Source organism: Paenibacillus durus, assembly GCF_000756615.1.
Lineage (GTDB): Bacteria > Bacillota > Bacilli > Paenibacillales > Paenibacillaceae > Paenibacillus_AQ > Paenibacillus_AQ durus.
The window spans coordinates 2,254,138-2,271,026 of record NZ_CP009288.1 but is presented as its reverse complement, the minus strand read 5'-3'; the positions used below and the strand labels follow the sequence as shown (position 1 = coordinate 2,271,026).

At 51.3% G+C, this 16,889-nt stretch carries 15 protein-coding genes; 2 read left to right on the top strand and 13 right to left on the bottom strand.

Annotated features, from left to right (window positions below):
* Nucleotides 1–158: 158 nt before the first annotated feature.
* Both PDUR_RS10155 and PDUR_RS10150 read right to left on the bottom strand, forming a co-directional pair.
* The gene (locus tag PDUR_RS10155; protein ID WP_042206172.1) at nucleotides 159–1,406 is read right to left on the bottom strand and encodes a stalk domain-containing protein; all 1,248 of its coding nucleotides are present in this window, start codon (nucleotides 1,404–1,406) and stop codon (nucleotides 159–161) included.
* A gap of 214 nt (nucleotides 1,407–1,620) precedes the next feature.
* Nucleotides 1,621–2,283: a deoxynucleoside kinase gene (locus PDUR_RS10150; protein ID WP_042206171.1), complete on the bottom strand. Its 663-nt coding sequence runs from the start codon at nucleotides 2,281–2,283 to the stop codon at nucleotides 1,621–1,623.
* A gap of 164 nt (nucleotides 2,284–2,447) precedes the next feature.
* On the opposite strand from PDUR_RS10150, the gene PDUR_RS10145 reads away from it, so the two are divergent.
* On the top strand, nucleotides 2,448–3,944 hold the full coding sequence (locus tag PDUR_RS10145) for a stalk domain-containing protein (protein ID WP_042206170.1): 1,497 nt from the start codon (nucleotides 2,448–2,450) through the stop codon (nucleotides 3,942–3,944).
* A gap of 82 nt (nucleotides 3,945–4,026) precedes the next feature.
* On the opposite strand, the gene PDUR_RS10140 is transcribed toward PDUR_RS10145, so the two are convergent.
* The 5 genes from PDUR_RS10140 to clpP form a co-directional block, all read right to left on the bottom strand.
* Nucleotides 4,027–4,275, bottom strand: coding sequence for a RidA family protein (locus PDUR_RS10140; protein ID WP_269079212.1), 249 nt, complete (start codon nucleotides 4,273–4,275; stop codon nucleotides 4,027–4,029).
* 269 nt (nucleotides 4,276–4,544) lie between these two features.
* A complete protein-coding gene (gene nspC, locus PDUR_RS10135) occupies nucleotides 4,545–5,684 on the bottom strand; it encodes a carboxynorspermidine decarboxylase (RefSeq protein ID WP_042206169.1) in 1,140 nt (379 codons plus the stop codon).
* A 9-nt stretch (nucleotides 5,685–5,693) separates the two neighbouring features.
* On the bottom strand, nucleotides 5,694–6,893 hold the full coding sequence (locus PDUR_RS10130; protein WP_042206168.1) for a saccharopine dehydrogenase family protein: 1,200 nt from the start codon (nucleotides 6,891–6,893) through the stop codon (nucleotides 5,694–5,696).
* Nucleotides 6,894–7,909: 1,016 nt separating this feature from the next.
* Complete coding sequence (locus PDUR_RS10125; protein ID WP_042206167.1) at nucleotides 7,910–8,116, bottom strand: hypothetical protein; 207 nt, start codon at nucleotides 8,114–8,116, stop codon at nucleotides 7,910–7,912.
* A gap of 20 nt (nucleotides 8,117–8,136) precedes the next feature.
* On the bottom strand, nucleotides 8,137–8,718 hold the full coding sequence (gene clpP, locus PDUR_RS10120; protein WP_042206166.1) for an ATP-dependent Clp endopeptidase proteolytic subunit ClpP: 582 nt from the start codon (nucleotides 8,716–8,718) through the stop codon (nucleotides 8,137–8,139).
* 211 nt (nucleotides 8,719–8,929) lie between these two features.
* Between clpP and PDUR_RS10115 the strand changes: the two genes are divergently transcribed.
* Nucleotides 8,930–9,652, top strand: a complete 723-nt coding sequence (locus tag PDUR_RS10115) for an RNA polymerase sigma factor (protein ID WP_052410157.1) — start codon at nucleotides 8,930–8,932, stop codon at nucleotides 9,650–9,652.
* A gap of 168 nt (nucleotides 9,653–9,820) precedes the next feature.
* Here the strand turns inward: PDUR_RS10115 and PDUR_RS10110 are convergent, their stop codons facing one another.
* From PDUR_RS10110 to PDUR_RS10085, 6 genes are all read right to left on the bottom strand, one after another.
* Complete coding sequence (locus tag PDUR_RS10110) at nucleotides 9,821–11,362, bottom strand: lipopolysaccharide biosynthesis protein (RefSeq protein WP_042206165.1); 1,542 nt, start codon at nucleotides 11,360–11,362, stop codon at nucleotides 9,821–9,823.
* 97 nt (nucleotides 11,363–11,459) lie between these two features.
* Nucleotides 11,460–12,515, bottom strand: coding sequence for a glycosyltransferase family 2 protein (locus tag PDUR_RS27240; RefSeq protein ID WP_052410156.1), 1,056 nt, complete (start codon nucleotides 12,513–12,515; stop codon nucleotides 11,460–11,462).
* 38 nt (nucleotides 12,516–12,553) lie between these two features.
* Nucleotides 12,554–13,825 (bottom strand): glycosyltransferase family 4 protein, encoded by a 1,272-nt coding sequence (locus PDUR_RS10100; RefSeq protein ID WP_042206164.1) that lies wholly within the window; start codon nucleotides 13,823–13,825, stop codon nucleotides 12,554–12,556.
* Between the two features lie 58 nt (nucleotides 13,826–13,883).
* A complete protein-coding gene (locus PDUR_RS10095; RefSeq protein WP_042206162.1) occupies nucleotides 13,884–14,900 on the bottom strand; it encodes a glycosyltransferase family 2 protein in 1,017 nt (338 codons plus the stop codon).
* 312 nt (nucleotides 14,901–15,212) lie between these two features.
* Entirely contained in the window at nucleotides 15,213–16,115 is a 903-nt protein-coding gene (locus PDUR_RS10090; RefSeq protein WP_042206161.1) for a LysR family transcriptional regulator, read from the bottom strand.
* 31 nt (nucleotides 16,116–16,146) lie between these two features.
* Nucleotides 16,147–16,887, bottom strand: coding sequence for an NADPH-dependent oxidoreductase (locus PDUR_RS10085; protein ID WP_233277559.1), 741 nt, complete (start codon nucleotides 16,885–16,887; stop codon nucleotides 16,147–16,149).
* Nucleotides 16,888–16,889 lie beyond the last annotated feature (2 nt).

The window sequence follows — 16,889 nt, the reverse complement described above, 5'->3', positions numbered from 1 at the left end:
GCTGCGCTGATCATACGAAAAGGCTGACCAAGGTCTTCGCTGCAATCCTTGGTCAGCCCTTTGTTATTTACAGATTTGCGAGCAAGCGTTTCTTGTCCTCAGCAGTACGAAAATCCACCGCCTAAAGGCTTGAACTCACTAAATTACAGCCGCTAAGCCTACTCGCCCAATTCCACCGACTTGTTCATCTCGTTCCACGCTGCCTGGCCAATCAGTCCGAGCCGCCAAATGGCAATGCCCTTCAGGTCGTAGCGCTTGGCAAGGCCAATCTTCGTGTTAACGGAGCTTTCATTCTCGCTATAAAGCGAGATGCCGAGCACCAGCTTATCCTTCGTCGTCTGCTTCAGGGCCAGCCGGATCGCTTCATCCACTTTATCCGTCGGCTCGGGACTCTTTTGATCCTCGTATGCGTAAGCCATAATTACAAGCTCATCCGCCAAAGACGCCAGCGTCTTATAGTCATAGCCTGCATATGAACTGTTGATTGGATGCAGGGAAATGTCTACTTTAAGTCCCTGGGCACGGGCTTTGCCCGATAAATTTTTGACGAATGCGTTGTAATCCGAGCGCGCCTTCGCTTTGTCGCCGGTCAATCCAAGACCTTCCAGATCCAGCATAATGCCTTTGAAGCCTTTCTGAACGGCGGTATCGACAATCTTCCCTATCGTCTGATCTTGAAGGTTCTTATCCTCCAGGTTCTTCGTCAGCTCCAGCTTATCATCGCCCGAGTAGACCATGAGGTATGGCGTCTTCCCGCCAGTAGCGGCATTCTGCACAATCGATTCAGGCGTTACGTCTCCGGCAGCCTTCGGCCAATTAAAGTCCGCGCCCGCCGTGGTAAATTGCCCATCCTTATCAATCCGGCTCCAGCCAAAAGCAACATCATCAAAACCCGGCAGCAGCGAGTATTCGGGGTATGAAGAAAATGCATAGAAGCCAAGCGTATACATCTCCTTCTTCGGTGATGTGATTGCCACTGTCTTCGTAGACTGGGTCCACAACACCGCCGCGCCGAACTGCTGGCTGAAGAAGCTCAGCGGGATCATCGTCGTTCCGCGCACCGTCTGCGGCGCTACCGCCAGCTTCACCGTCTTTCCGTCTACCAGGGCAGTCTTACTGCCGAGCGTCAGAATCACCTGCTTACTCCCTGATTCTTCATCGCCTACGGCAGTGATTTTCTTAGCGCTCTGATTCCACTTCACCGTAATGCCAAGCGCTTCCGAAATGGCCCGGAAAGGTACCATCGTCGTACCGTTCATTACCGCCGGCTCCACCGGAAAAGGCAGCGGATAACCGTCTAGTATAATGCTTACGCCGCCTGCGGCCGATGCGGTCTGAGGCGCAGCAGCAGGCACGCTTCCCAGCAGCAGTACCCCGCAGAGCAAAAGTCTTCCCCAATGCTTCATTTACCATGTCTCCTGTTCTCTCAAAAAATGATTCAAGTCTATGAATGCTCATCTCTTTTAACGCTGCCGGTAGGTAATAGGTTGCTCTAATCAGCGGCAACTCTATTATTTTACCAATAATTGATAGATTGTTCCAGTAATCATAGATTCTGCCGAGACAACGCAAAAAACCAAACGGCAGCTGGATACCGCTTGGTCAATAACGGGAAATAACTTATTTGGCCGAAACGGTAGGCTCCAAGCCCCGGATTACTTCACCCACCTGATTCAAAATGTTCTCCACAGAAGAGTGATCATTCACATCATAGTCATCGATATTGAGCCGCAGCACCGGACAAGCGTCAAATTCGTCGATCCAAGCCGAATACCGGCCGTACATTTTCTCCCAATAGGAGCGGTCGGTCTGAACTTCCATTTCACGTCCCCGTTCATTAATTCTGTTCAGAATTGACGGAAGGCTACCCTCCAGATAAATCAGCACATTCGGATGAGGGAAGTACGGCGTCATGACCATCGCTTCATATAAACTAGTGTACGTGACATAATCCGTGGCCGACATCGTCCCCTGATCTGCATGCATTTTGGCAAAAATACCGGTATCCTCGTAAATGGAACGATCCTGAACAAAGCCTCCGCCCAGCTCGAACATCCTCTTCTGCTCCTTGAAGCGCTCGCCGAGAAAGTAAATTTGCAGATGAAAGCTCCATCGCTCAAAATCGTCGTAAAATTTCTCAAGATACGGGTTGTGTTCGACCTGCTCCAGCGACGTCCGAAAGCCGAGAAGATCGGCCAAGGCGGCCGTTAGGGTGGATTTGCCGACGCCGACGGTGCCCGCCACCGTAATCAGCGCATTTTCCGGGATATGATATGGATTCATTGCACAAGCTCCTTTTCTTGGGTGGAAAAACAACCAGATCATTGTATCACGCCCCCCGGATCAGCGCATAGAAATTAATTTGGTTCGAAACCTTTTGCCCTTACCCGCGTCTAACCATTGACTATTTTCAACTATTTTCCATATTCATAGGGAGGAGATTCGACATGAAAAAATGGTTAGCCGGTCTCGGACTGGTTCTTGGCATCACACTATCCGTACAAGGAGCCGCCTTTGCAGAAGATGCGGGGACAAGCATCGCCGAATTCGGTCCGAGTTCGCTGCTTAAAAGCGATGGAAGCTACTGGATATGGGGGTATAACCAATCTGTTCCTACCCCGCTGGTCGGACTTGGCAAGATAAAAGCCGATTTGGGCAGCGGTATCGTGCAGAAGACGGACGGTTCATTTTGGCTATTTAGCAGAAATACCCGAACTATGGCGCTCGAAACCCGGCAGATTGAGGGCCTGAACCATCCGGTTAAAATCGTAAACAGCACCCCTTACGAGGCTGTCGCTGTGGATGCTGACGGCTCGATATATCACGCGGCCAAGGACGCTGAAGGGTACGTCGATCTGATAAGCTTCTCTCCCGTCTTCGGCATCGGTCAGGTAACGGATGCAACCGGATACTACGAGAATGCAAGAAGAGAAAGCGAATGGCATTATATTTTCTTGAAGAGTGACGGAACGGTCTGGAGGACAAATCAAGAACTTTCCTCCTTTGAACAGATGCCGAACCTCACCGGTGTTACCGACATCGAGGGGAGCACCGCGCTGAAGCAGGACGGAACGGTATGGACATGGCCGAACGAGTTTGACAGCGACCTGCTGCCTGTAAATCCCCCCACCGCAGTAGCGATCCCGGAACTTGCCGATATCCGGTCGATTGAGATAGGCTGGCGGGCCAATTTAGCGATTGACGGCAAATCCCGTCTGTGGTTCTGGGGCTCGACCATAACTGGATTTTCTGACGGAACGACGTTACACAAGCAGGATAAACCCGTGATGTTGACCGGAGTCAGCGCTGTCAAGGAAGCCTGTATAACAGAGCGGTCTTTGATTGCTCTAACCCTTTCCGGCAAGCTGTACGCGGCGTCCATCGACCGGGAAGCTATGCCCGGGAACGCGGAATTTGCTCCACTGGCATCCGATGTCAAGACCATGAGAAACGGCGGTCGGCATATCATCATGCAGAAGACGGACGGCAGTCTGTGGGGCTGGGGCGTGAACAAAAACGCCGAGCAGGGAACCGGCGATTACGAGTTCATGCATAGTAAACCGGTTGCGATGCAGCAGCCGATTAGCGTCTCGTTGAACGGCGAGGCTGTCGCCATGAACAACGGGGTCATCACCAAAGACGGCCAGAACTTCGTCCCGCTCCGCTCGGTATTTGAGAAATTGGGCGCCGTTGTCACCTATGAGGAAACCACGGGGCAAAAGATGGTCACCATCACCCGCCAGGATTGCGATAAAAAGACAGTAATCCAGGTAAACGCCAAGACCGGGGCGACATACGTTAACGGCGCTCAGGTAAAGCTGGCGAACAATCCCTTCAATATCAGCGGCACGGTCTATCTTCCGCTCCGCTTCATCAGCGAGAAGCTGGGCGCAAGCGTGGAGTGGCTGCCCGGGGAAGAGCGGATCGCCATTACGATGAAATAGATGAAATAAACTCCATCGACATCTTTCCTGTCTGCGGCATTCGAAACCGATACTGGTCTCGAATGCTTTTTTCTATGTAAAATCAACTGCTTCTATAAGCAACGGCATCAAGCATACATAAGCAGGTCGGATTCACGAAATCCGTTGTGGTTGTCATTCTCGCAGGAAAATGATCCTTCTTAAAATATTTATAAAACACATCCTTCACTGCGCTGAAATCCTCAATATTCTTGAGATATAAATTGATCTGAACAATATCGTCGAATGTCACTCCGGCCGATTCCAAAGTAGCCGCCAGGCTGTCAAAGCTGGCTTGCATTTGGTGTACGATATCATCTGATTCATGCCCGCTGCGTGATGCGAGAGAAAGATAAAATCCCCTGCCGATACGTAAGATGAACAGGTATCATCTCCATAATGCGATGGCGTTCTAACAATCATCCCAAACATCCCTTTCTGGTGGAAAATAATTGCGTATACCCATTTTACCAAACACACGTTCGCAATACAACCTTTATTTCACATGAAAAAGACAGCCGCCAGGCTGCCTTTTTCACTAACAAAGATATTGAATTAGCGTGCTATATTTCTTCGCCAGACTTACGACAACCGTCCGCTGTAATCCTCATAGCCGAAGGTACGAATCACTTTAATGCCTTCTTCTTCATTGTAGGACACGATGGACGGCAGGTTGACGCCGTTGAACATATGGTTCTTAACCATCGTGTAATGCGCCATATCGAGGAAGACCAGACGGTCCCCGTTCTTCAGCGGCTGCTTGAACGAATAGTCGCCGATGATGTCGCCTGCGAGACAGGTCAGTCCGCCAAGGCGGTACGTATGCTCATACTCGTTCGGCTGTCCCGCACCGATGATGTTCGGCCGGTAAGGCATGGCCAGCACATCGGGCATATGGCATTCCGCCGAGGTATCGAGAATGGCGATTTCCATGCCGTTCTTGACCACGTCCAGCACCGTCGCCACCAGATAGCCGGTATTCAAGGCGATGGCTTCGCCCGGCTCCAGATAGATTTGGACGTTATATTTGTCCTTCATATATAGAATGCAGCGGATGAGTGTCTCGACATCGTAATCCGGACGGGTAATATGATGCCCGCCGCCGAAGTTGAGCCACTTCATATTTTTCAGGTAAGGTCCGAACTTCTCATCCACAACCTTGATTGTACGCTCCAGCGTATCCGAGTTCTGCTCGCACATCGTATGAAAATGCAGCCCCTCGATGCCGTCCATCTCCTCCGGCCGGAAGTTATCCAGCGTCACGCCGAGTCTGGAATTGTTATAGCAGGGATCATACAGCGGAATCTCAATTTCGGAATATTCGGGATTCACGCGGATACCGCAGCTAATGTGCTTCGGAGCGCTTTGCACCTTATCCTTATACCGTTTCCACTGGTCGAAGGAATTAAAAACAAGATGGTCGCTGTATTTCATCAGCTCGTCGAATTCCGAGTCCACATACGCCGGAGCGTAGGCATGGACTTCTTTTCCCATTTTCTCATAGCCAAGACGGGCTTCGAACAAGGAGCTGGAAGTGACGCCTTTCAGATACTTCCCCACGAGCGGATAGAGAGCGTGCATGGAGAAGCCTTTTTGGGCCAACAGAATATGCGCGCCCGTGCGCTCCTGAACGGAGTTCAGCAGCTCAAGATTTTTGACGAGAAGTCTTTCGTCTACAACATAACTGGGTGAAGGAACCGCGCTGTAATCGATCTCTTTCATCGGTTCTCCCTAATCCAGCAGCGTCGGCGAGAAATCTTCCTGCCACGGCAGTCCTTTAGTATTCAGCAGTTCCATGAACGGGTCTGGGTCCAGTTCTTCCACGTTGTAAACGCCCGGTTTCATCCAGGTTCCCTTAATCATCAGCATAGCGCCGATCATGGCCGGTACGCCCGTTGTGTAGGAAATGGCTTGGGAGCCTACTTCACGGTAACACTCCTGATGGTCGCACACATTGTAGACATAGTAATTCTTCGGCTGGCCGTCTTTGGTGCCTTGAGCGATGATGCCGATGTTCGTCTTGCCCTTTGTTCTTGGTCCGAGCGACGCCGGGTCCGGCAGAACCGCCTTCAGGAACTGGAGCGGAATGATCTCTTTGCCTTCGAACAGGATCGGCTCGATGGAAGTCATGCCGACATTTTCCAGAACTTTCAGGTGCGTCAGATAGTTTTGGGAGAAGGTCATCCAGAAGCGGATTTTCTTGATTCCCGTAATATTTTTGGCCAGGGATTCCAGCTCTTCATGATACAGCAGGTAGATGTCCTTCGGTCCGATTTCCGGCAGGTCGTATACCTTCTTCTCGGACAGCGGCGGCGTTTCGATCCATTCACCGTTTTCGTAGTAGCGTCCATTGGCGGTGATTTCGCGGATATTGATCTCCGGGTTGAAGTTAGTGGCAAATGGATAGCCGTGATCGCCCGCGTTGGCGTCGACAATATCGATCGTGTGAATCCCGTCAAAATAGTGCTTCAGCGCATAGGCCGAGAATACGCCGGTCACGCCCGGGTCAAAGCCGCAGCCCAGCACAGCCATAATGCCGGCTTCTTCGAACTTCTTCTTGTATGCCCACTGCCAGCTGTATTCGAATTTCGCCGTTTCCGGCGGCTCGTAGTTCGCGGTGTCCAGATAATGCACGCCCGTTGCAAGGCAGGCATCCATAATGGTCAGATCCTGATAAGGAAGCGCGACGTTAATCACGACGTCCGGACCAAAGCTTTTGATGAGCTGGATAACCTCGTCGGTATTGTCCGCGTCAACCTGGGCCGTCTGAATTTTCGTGCGGCCTCCGTCCAATTTATTTTTCAAAGCTTCACATTTCTCGACTGTTCTGCTCGCAATACAGATCTCCTCAAAAACATCCGGGTTCTGGCAGCATTTATGAACAACAACGCTTGCGACGCCGCCAGCGCCGATAATTAACGCTTTTCCCAAAATGAATGACCTCCTCAAAGTTTTGTGGTGAAACAGCTTCCTGGATTAAACTTCAGCAAAACTCGCTTCGAAAGCGTACGCAAAGTTTTGTGGTGAAACAGCTCCCTTGATAAACTTCAGCAAAACTCGCTTCGAAAGCGCGTGCCTATGAAAAATCAACAACGCTGATTATACATAACCTACTGCAAATAATCAATAAAAATCGACGAATACCGTGAAGAATTTACACAAACAATCATAATGCTTGAAAATCCTCAAAAATGCATAAAAATCCTCCGTTTTTCACCGCTTTAAAACGATAAAATCGGCAACCGCCCACAGTGTAGCTATACCCTTTTCACACAGAAATAAACGGCCCATTGACCGGACCGCCATACAAATGAAGCAATTTAACTATTGTATCACAATGGGATTCAAGATCACAGCTGCGTGCATATGCCGCCAGGGGAAACGCTTACGGATTGTTCATACAAATATTCTGCACGGGAAATACATTCTATGTTCAACCTTTCGCGTCTGGCCACGTGCGTCGGGTTGGGACCATCCGTCTGGCCACGTGCATCGGGTTGGGGACGTCCGTCTGGCCGGCAAACCAGCTAAAATGCAGGTTTTTTCCATCGAAAGGGTCGGTTAGAAGGAAAATCCTGCGATTGCGCAGGAATTTCAGGTGATGCGGACTGAATTTGAAGTGGGACAGGCCCAAAAACTGCACGTTTGCAGGCGTGTTCCCCGTGGTCTCCTCAAGTGGACAAAAAGATGTACCATTTCAGGTTTTTGCCCTATACTGCCCGCCCGCGCCTCATTAAAGTTCGGATCGTACCCTCACTAAAATTCGGATCGTGCTATCACTAAAGTTCGGATCGTACGCCAGGTTCGCGCGTCATTTCGGCTGCAGCCGTTACTCCTTCTTTCTTGCAGAGGATTTGCCGCCTTCGTTAATCGAAAAAACAGCCCCTTCCCCTCGGAAACAAGAGGCAGGGGCCTTTTTGACATCATTTATGGAAGGAAGTCTAGCCTTACTGACCGAAGCCCATACGCGGACGCTGGCGCTCCTTCGTATCCAAGGCTACCGACCGAACGGATGATACCGGAACATAGTGCATCTGATATTCGGTCTTATACTTGATGAATTTTTCGTCCGCCTTCTCCAATACGCCGTCGCTTAGACAAGAACCGTCCAGAAAATAGATCGTTACTTTTTCGCCCTGCAATGCAGATAACATGTTGTACTCCTCCTTTGCCCTCATAAATGGGTAATGATGGTGTCGATAATGCCGTACTCCAGCGCTTCTTCCGCGGACATGAAGTAATCCCGGTCCATATCCTTCTCGACCTTGGCTTCCGGCTGGCCGGTGCGCTCCGAGGTGATGCGGACGAGCTTCTCCCTTGTCTGCAAAATCCGCTTGGCGGTAATGGCAATGTCGCTGGCCTGCCCCTGAGCGCCGCCGTGCGGCTGGTGGATCATGATTTCGCCGTTAGGCAGCGAGCAGCGCTTCCCCTTGGTTCCCGACAGCAGCAGAAAAGCGCCGAACGAAGCCGCGAAGCCCGTACAGATCGTATTCACCTGCGGCTTGATCAATTGCATCGTATCATAAATCCCGAAGCCTGCGGAAGTGGAGCCTCCCGGACTGTTGATATACATATAGATATCCTTCTCAGGGTCCTCCGCCGCCAGGAACAGCAGTTGGGCGATAACGCTGTTCGCCAGCGGGTCGTCAATGGGTCCGCCGACGAATACAATCCGGTCTTTCAGCAGCCTGGAATAAATATCGTACGTCCGTTCACCCCGGCTCGTCTGCTCCAGCACATAAGGAATATAGCTCATTTTCAATTACCTCCATATATTTTGTTGGTCATATCTAACCCGTAAACGGCTTTAGGCTCCGAAAAGATACGCTGGCAGCCAAGAAAACATCCTATCCACACGCCCACCACTTCGGATAAAAAATATTTTTGCGCCGCGTATCGTTTGAGCTCTGTTATTCGTTTACACTGGGAAGAAAGAGTGACTGACTTAACTTAAAGGAGGCGGTCCTATGGCTGCGTCAAAAAGCACAAATACCGGAACCCTTCCGGATCAGGACGGTATTCTTCACCTGCAGGCTGCCCTAAAGCGGTACTGCCTGTCATTAACCGGATCAAACTGGGATGCCGAAGATCTGGCGCAGGATACATGGCTAAAAGCATTGGAACCTTTAAAAGCCGGGCACAATAATCCGGAAGCATTCCTGCTGAGGATCGCCAAAAATGCATGGATAGACGCCGGGCGGAGAAAAGCCTTGCTTCAGCGGATATTGCAGCAGTCTAGCGAAGCGAAAAATATGGAGCAGGAGAATGGGGAGTTTGAGGCCGAAATGGCCTTTCAAGCGATGATGAAGCATTTGTCTCCCCTGCAGAGGACGGTATTCCTGATGAGAGATGTCCTGGAGTACACCTCGGCGGAAACGGCGGAGCTGCTGGACACCACAGAAGGCGCCGTTAAAGCGGCGCTGCACCGGGCGCGGCTCGCCATTCCCGCTGTCAGAAAGGAATTGTCGGCGGACGGTCCTATGCTTCCAGGAGACCAGAGCTTTCGCGCCTTTCTGGAGCAGATGGCGGCTGCATACAAGCAGGGTCAAATCGCGGAGCTTATTGAACTGACACAGCAGGGCGATGCGAAGCAAGGCACCGTTATCGCAGTCAGCCGCCGAATGGAGAACGTTCAACCTTACCGCATAAATGCACAGCCGCGACATCACGGCATGCGTATGGCGGCATAGCGCACTGAGCAAAAATAGCCCCGGACAGAAACGAAAGAAGCGCCACAGCCGCAAGGCCTGACGCTTCTTTCTGTTCTATTTGCAGCGTCTGAATTCGCCGCTTGCAATTCACCTTTGTTCGAGCTTCTTCGGCTTCCCCGCCAGCTTGATGCGTTCGGCTCCCCGCGCTCACTGTGATCCTCCCTCCGCAGCCGGCTTCTTCCCCAGCTTAAACCGTGAAGTTAATTTCCTGGCAAGTCCGGGCAGAATCGCAAACCCGTCCTTTTCAAACAGGGAATTGACCGTAAAATACAGCGGGAAGATCAGTGCTGATAACACTAGCCCCCAGATGATCAGGGAAAAGAAAGAATGGATAGGAAGATTGACGCTCTTAATAATCAGACCGATGAAGACGAACAGCGCGATATTCGCCCCCCATTTTCGCAGCGAGATCCAAGGACTGCGCTCCAGAAGTCTCCGGTTAGCATAAATAATCATATCCGTGGAGCGGTAGAGAAGCGCCACAATCGTGCCCATCAATACACCGTAGATGCCGAACATCAGGACAAATCCGATGGAACATACGAGATTGATCGCCGACTCCAGAATCGATCTTCCCTGGGTGCTGCGGAAATGACCGGCAATTTCGATCACATTATCTACCGGCGTCCGGGCATTGATCAGCAGCTTGGCAGCGACGAACAGCACAGGGAGAAGGTAGTCGATATAATTCGTATCTTTTACCCCGGCTGTATATAGCCCCATAAATGGCAGTATCAGAATATATACCATATTGATTACCGCGAAAATAAACCCCATATAATACGTCTCGTACATATTGTACATCTTCATGAACTTCACTCTGTTGTCAAAATAGCTCTGGCCCAGTGCGAATTTGAGGCTGCCGCTGATCATATGTACCAGATTGTCCACGATGTTGAACACCATATTGTACATGACGTAGATACTGACGACTTTCAAATTGGTGAAGACCGTCAGCACCAGAATGTCCGTATTTTTGAAAATCAGGTAGGACAGCTCGTGAACAAGCACAGAGTTCTTTTGGCTGATCGCCGCATAATCGGGCTTCCGGTTCAGATCAATCCAGCTGTAATGCTTGCGCACATAGACCCGGTATACGACAATTTGCAGCAGAATGACGATAAAATAAACCGCTTGCACAGCAATAATATTAAAGCCTTGAAGCAGAAGCAGGATTCGGACAAGGCTGTTTACGACATTGGCAGCCGTGCCGACCGAAGATTCGATATAACTCTTTCCCTCGGCCAGGAGCAGCACTCTGAACTTCCCCTGAAAATAATAGTTAACCGCGCCGCCCAGCCCGCTGAGCGCCACAACCGCCATTACCGTAAGCGCGTCAAACCCGGATTCAATCACAAATGGATAAACAACAGCAATCAACACAACCGCGGCAAAATAATAAAGGCCTGTCTTCTTGTAATAAATGGAGGTTGCAGCCAAAATGTCATTGATCTTGGAACGGTCGTTCTGCCCGATCGGACGGTACAGGGCCTGAATCGAGGCGGCGCCTACGCCAGCTTCCAGCAGAGACAGATAGGCGATAATCTGCGTTATGGAAGCGATCAGTCCGTTGGCTTCCGAACCGTAATTCAGCATAATCAGCCTGGGAATAAAGAAACTGAGCGCAATGGTAACCAGTTGGCTGAGTAAACCGATGGAAACATTGAGAATGCTGCGTTTGGCTATCATACCGTACCTCCTTTAGCTGATTCTTAAGCTGCCGCGTCAACCGGATCATACAACACCCAACACCGCTTACGACAAAATGGCTGCCTGCGGTTGCGCGTTATGCCGCCGCATGGCGGAATTTGGAGCGAAGGCCCGCCTTTATCCGTATAGCCGCCTGACGGAATCCGAGCAGCAGCAGATACAGCTCCGGAGCGATCAGAAAGGAGCGGATTTGCACATTCACTCTGCCGTGCTCTTTCATTTGGCGCTTCATGACAAGGCGCATCTCTTCGTTCAAACGGGGGTAATGCTTGTCGATATCCCGCAGCAGCGCACGGATCGAAACATTGCCGGGGCTTCCTAGGCAGGTCTTTAGATTGTAAAAATAGTTCTCAAGCATATGGCGGGAGAGCAAAGTATCACGGACATCCTTCAGCTCCGGACGCCCTTTCATATATTCCGCCGCCCGCTTGAAGGCATCCGCATAATCAAATTTTTTGACATTATAGACGCTTGAAATGGACGTGCTCCGCTGGAGATAGAAAGACAGCACTTTGTCAATAAATACAACATCGGCCGCAAGCGCCAATGCTTTGAAGGTGTACTCCTGGTCCTCTCCGTTAATACAACCCGCTGCGTACGTCACGCCGCCTTCTTGCAGCATCGCTCTGCTGTAAGCGGCGCTTGCCGTCCAAATCCGCATATTCTTCTCTACCAGTATCCGCCGGAGCGCATCCGCACCCGTCATTTTCTCCGGAAGACCGTGAATATCCCGGTAAAAATCAAAGATCTGCTTCCCGTTCTCATCGACCAGCAGCCATTTCCAGCATATAATGTCGGGAGCTCCGTCTTCCGCGGCTTTGACAAAAGATTCTACCAGAGCGGGGTCCACATGATCGTCGCCGTCCAGGAACATAACGTAATCTCCAAGCGCCTCTTCTACGCCCCGGTTTCTGGCGGCGCTGACGCCGCCATTCTTCGTGCGGATCAGCCGGCAGTTGGACAGCTTTCCCCTGTCGATAAAGTCCTGAACCGCCTGTCCCGTTCCGTCAGTGGAGCCGTCATCAACGACAATCGTCTCAAATTCCTTGTTCGTCTGTTCTGCCAGCGACTCAAGCGTATTGCCGATATGCGTCTCGACATTGTACGCCGGAATGATTACGCTCAGCTTCATTAAAGCTCTCCTCCTCTTGACGGTTATCCGCTATCCTCTTATTTATTTCCGGCTAGAACGGCCGGTTTGAACTTTACGCCGCTATCGCCGCCCACACTGTCCATGAACAGCGCATTCAGCTTGGCGCCGATAATCTCCTCGGAGTATTGGCTCTGGACAATCTTCAGAGCGCGGTCGCCCATCTCCGAGCTAATGTCCGGGTCCGACAGCAGCTTGCGCAGCGCGTCGGCCAGCTTGAGCGGGTCGAGATCCTCCGCAAGCAGCCCGTTCTCTCCGTCCCGAATAAGCCCTCTAACGCCCATAACATTGAAGGCCACGGCGGGCAGCCCGCAAGCGCCCGCTTCCAGAAGGACGAGGGGCAGCCCTTCGTAGCGCGAGGGAAGCACAAACAGCTCGCAGGCGTTATAATAGTGCCTCAATTCGTTTTTGTCGCGCACCGAGCCCAGCAGGATGATTTTATCCTCAAGACCGGCAGCCGATATCCGATTCCGCAATTCCTGCTCATCCGGTCCGCTTCCGGCGATCAGCACCTTCAGTTCCGGAAAATCCCCAAGCGTCTTGACAGCCTCAACGAGCAAAGAATGCGCTTTTTGATGCTCGTCCAGCCGTCCGACCGTAATGATATACCGCGTGTTATCATCAAGACCCAAAGCCCGTCGCGCCTCCTCCTTGTCCTCCTTGTGGAAGATGGAGCGGTTGACAAAATTCGGAATAATGCGGATACGGTCTTTCATCTCGGGCAAAGACGACAGCATGCTGCGGTGCTCATCCTCGTTAAGCGTCGTCAGGTAGGCTGCCTGCTGCAAGGTCCGTCTTTTGATCGGCATCAGGAAGCCCGGGATACTTCCGCCATGATAAGCAGCAATGATGGGGATGCCCACGGATTTGGCGATGCCAGCGAGCCGTTCAAACCGCCCGGACGCGTACTCCTGCGCGTAGATGACATCGATGCCGTCTTCCCGCAGCATTTGCGCGAGGCCGGGCTGAATGGTGGATACGTACTGGGAGACAAATTTGAGGACGGGAGTCCGCTTCGAGAACGGAATCCGGTCATACAGACGGTACGGGGTATTGACCGGTATGAACTTCACCGTACAATCGACGACTTTATGGCGGTAGGTGCGTGCCTTGCTGCCAGTCTTCGTGAAATTGTAGATGGTGGTTTCAATACCGTGCTTACGCAGCAGGCGGGCATAATCGAACGAAAAATCATTATGATAGGATTCGACATACTCCCGCTCGCTGATGCCGAGTCCCTTCACAAAAAAATCCTCGAAGCAATTGGTATGCATGAAAATTCCGATATGCATGACAGGTTCCTCCCCGGTAGATAAGAATACGTAACCGAACCGCGGTTTACGGGTAAACCTACATCAGGCTCTGATTCTTTTCTTTACGGAATGGAAAGATCAGGGTGCTGTACAGCAGGCTGTAGAACGCTTCGCTGGTGGACAGAATCAGGGCGGCCATCTTCAATTTGGGTCCGACCGGCTTAGCGCCCAGAATTACGGAGAGATTCTCCCGCAGAAACTTTTTCACCTTGGCGACATCTTCGCTTTGATCCATACCGTCTTTTTGCCTGAGCAGATAATTGTACAGCTCCATCGCTTCATTAATTACGACGTTTGCGGCCCAGCCCCAGGTATGCTTGTCGATTTTGTCATAGTACTGGCTTCTGACCTTGTCATATTTCTCATAAGCGCCGGAGAACTTATCCTGCAGCTTTTTCAGATCTTTGCTCCCCGTGATGCTCTCTTTTCTCTTGAAGTAATAATATTTGGGTATGTTGACGATAGCGACCTTTGAAGCCTGCATGAACAATTTATAGGTGGTCGGAGTGTCCTCATAATAAACCCCAACGGGATAGTTTACGCTGCGGAACAGTTCTCTTTTGTAAAGCTTGTCCCAGGCCAGATTCTTAACCCGGACATCCATCAGCAGTTCGCTTAATCCTTCCACGTTCCCTAGCACGCGGGGATAGCCGTCAAAGTTGTTAATTTGGAACAGTTCACCGTCAACCACCTCGTAATGGCAGCATACGGCGATATCCGCTTCATGTTCGATCAAGGAGTTGTACAGCGATTCGTACATATCTTCGGCAATCCAGTCATCCGAATCGACAAAGCCGATATACTTGCCCTCTGCGGCGTTGATCCCCCAGTTTCTGGCATCGGACAATCCGCCGTTCGGTTTGTGAATGACCTTGATCCTCGTGTCCATGGCCGCATAGCCGTCGCAAATGGCGGGGCAGTTGTCGGGAGAGCCGTCATCGACTAGAATCAGTTCAAAGTTCTCGAAGCTCTGTGCCAGAATCGAATCCACGCATTTGTGGATATAGTTCTCCACCTTATACACAGGGACTATGATGCTGATTTCCGGTTTCATCGAAGCAGGCACCCCTTTTCGTTAAAAATAAAAAATCTAGCGCAAAGCTCACGTTCGGCAGATTGCGATTCACTTAAACCAAATATATTTATCGCTTGGAAAAAGGTCAATGCACTTTCAGAAAACACCGAAAAAATGGCTCTAACGTAGTAGACGGGTGTACGCTTCAAGAGGGGGACCCCGAACCGAAGGTTTCCCTGGCTATCCCACCAGCGGACGTTGTATGGAATAAGATAATAAATAACCCAAAATTTTCTTTTTTATCATAAAAAGGAGGAACCCGGCCATTTCGGCGGAATTCCTCCTTAATTATTACTCCGTTGTTGCCCTTTTCAGTTCCTCCACATAAGCAATAGCAAGCTTGGAGAGCACGGCGTCCTTGTGGCAGATCCAGCCGACGTTGATGCTCTCGCCACAGTCCAGCGGAACGGGAATAATCTCATTGCCGTTCAGGTCCGCGCTCAGCACGCCGGTAGAAATCGTATATCCGTTCAGCCCGATGAGGAGATTGAACAGCGTCGCCCTGTCGTTGACCCGTATGCTTTTGGGATGCGAGAGCGTGCTCAAGATTTCCTCAGAGAAGTGAAAGGAGTTATACTCCCCCTGTTCAAAGGACAGATAGGGATACTCATGCAGCTGGTCTATGGTTACGATGGACTGCTTGGCGAGCGGGTTATGGATGCTGATAAAAATATGCGGCTTCGCCGTGAACAGACTATTAAACACAAGCCCTGCGTCTTTCAGCAGCCTGCCCATCACTTTGGCGTTGAATTCGTTCAGATACAGAATGCCGATTTCGCTGCGAAGAGTTTTGACATCCTGGATAATTTCGTAGGTCTTTGTCTCGCGGAGCGCGAGCTCGTATTCCTCCTGCCCGTGCTCGCGCACCAGGTTCACAAAGGCATTCACCGCAAATGCGTAATGCTGGGTGGATACGGAAAAATGCTGCGGCGACGGCTTTGCGCCAAGATACCGGTTCTCCAGCAGTTCGGCCTGCTCAACCACCTGCCGGGCATAGCTTAAAAATTCCGCCCCTTCCTTCGTGAGGGAGATGCCTTTGTTCGTCCGCTCAAAGATGGTGATCCCGATCTCATCTTCCAGATCCCGGATCGTGTTGGACAGGCTGGGCTGGGAAATGAACAGCCGCTTCGCCGCCTCGTTCATCGATCCGCGGCCCGCTACCTCGATCACATATTTCAGTTGTTGTAGAGTCAATGGGCGCGTTCCTTTCTTCTTGGCTTAGGCTTTACTCCTCTTTGAGGTTGTCGCAGGTAAAGCCCTGCTCTTTCAGCGTTCGCTTCGCATCGCTGTATTCCGGATTGGCGGCGAAGAAGGCCGCGACCCGTCCGGTCCAGTCTTTTTCCTCCAAGCCCTGGGCTTTCAATAATTGGCGCTGGGTTTCGTTAAGCTCCCTCAGATAACCGGCCTGATCCGAATTATAGCTCTCTTCATGCCATATCGCATGGAGAGGAAGGCGGGGCTGCTTCGGCACCTGCGCTTCGGTATAGCCTACGCAAAGCCCAACTACGGGGAATACATATTTCGGCAGCTTAAGAAGATCGATAACGCCGCGCGTATTCCGCCGGACTCCGCCGATCGGAATGATGCCCAGGCCAAGAGATTCCGCCGCGACAATCGCGGCTTCCAGCGCAATTCCCACATCGGTCGCGCCGGTCAGCAGAACATCCACATCCCGTTCCGCTTCGAATGAAATATTCTCGATCTCACCGGCCAGCTTGGCGCGGTAAAAGTCCATGCAGAACACAAGAAACACCGGAGCCCCAGCCACATGCTTCTGGTTCCCGCTGAGAACGGACAGCTGCCGTTTTCGCTCCTCGTCCCGGACGGAAATGATCGTCACATGCTGCCCGTTGATCCATGAGGGAGCTGCCTGCGCTGCCCCGATTACCTTCTCCAATACTTCCTGCTCCACATACCGCTGCGAAAACTCCCGGTAGGAGCGGTGATTAGCTAACGTTGAAAGCACTT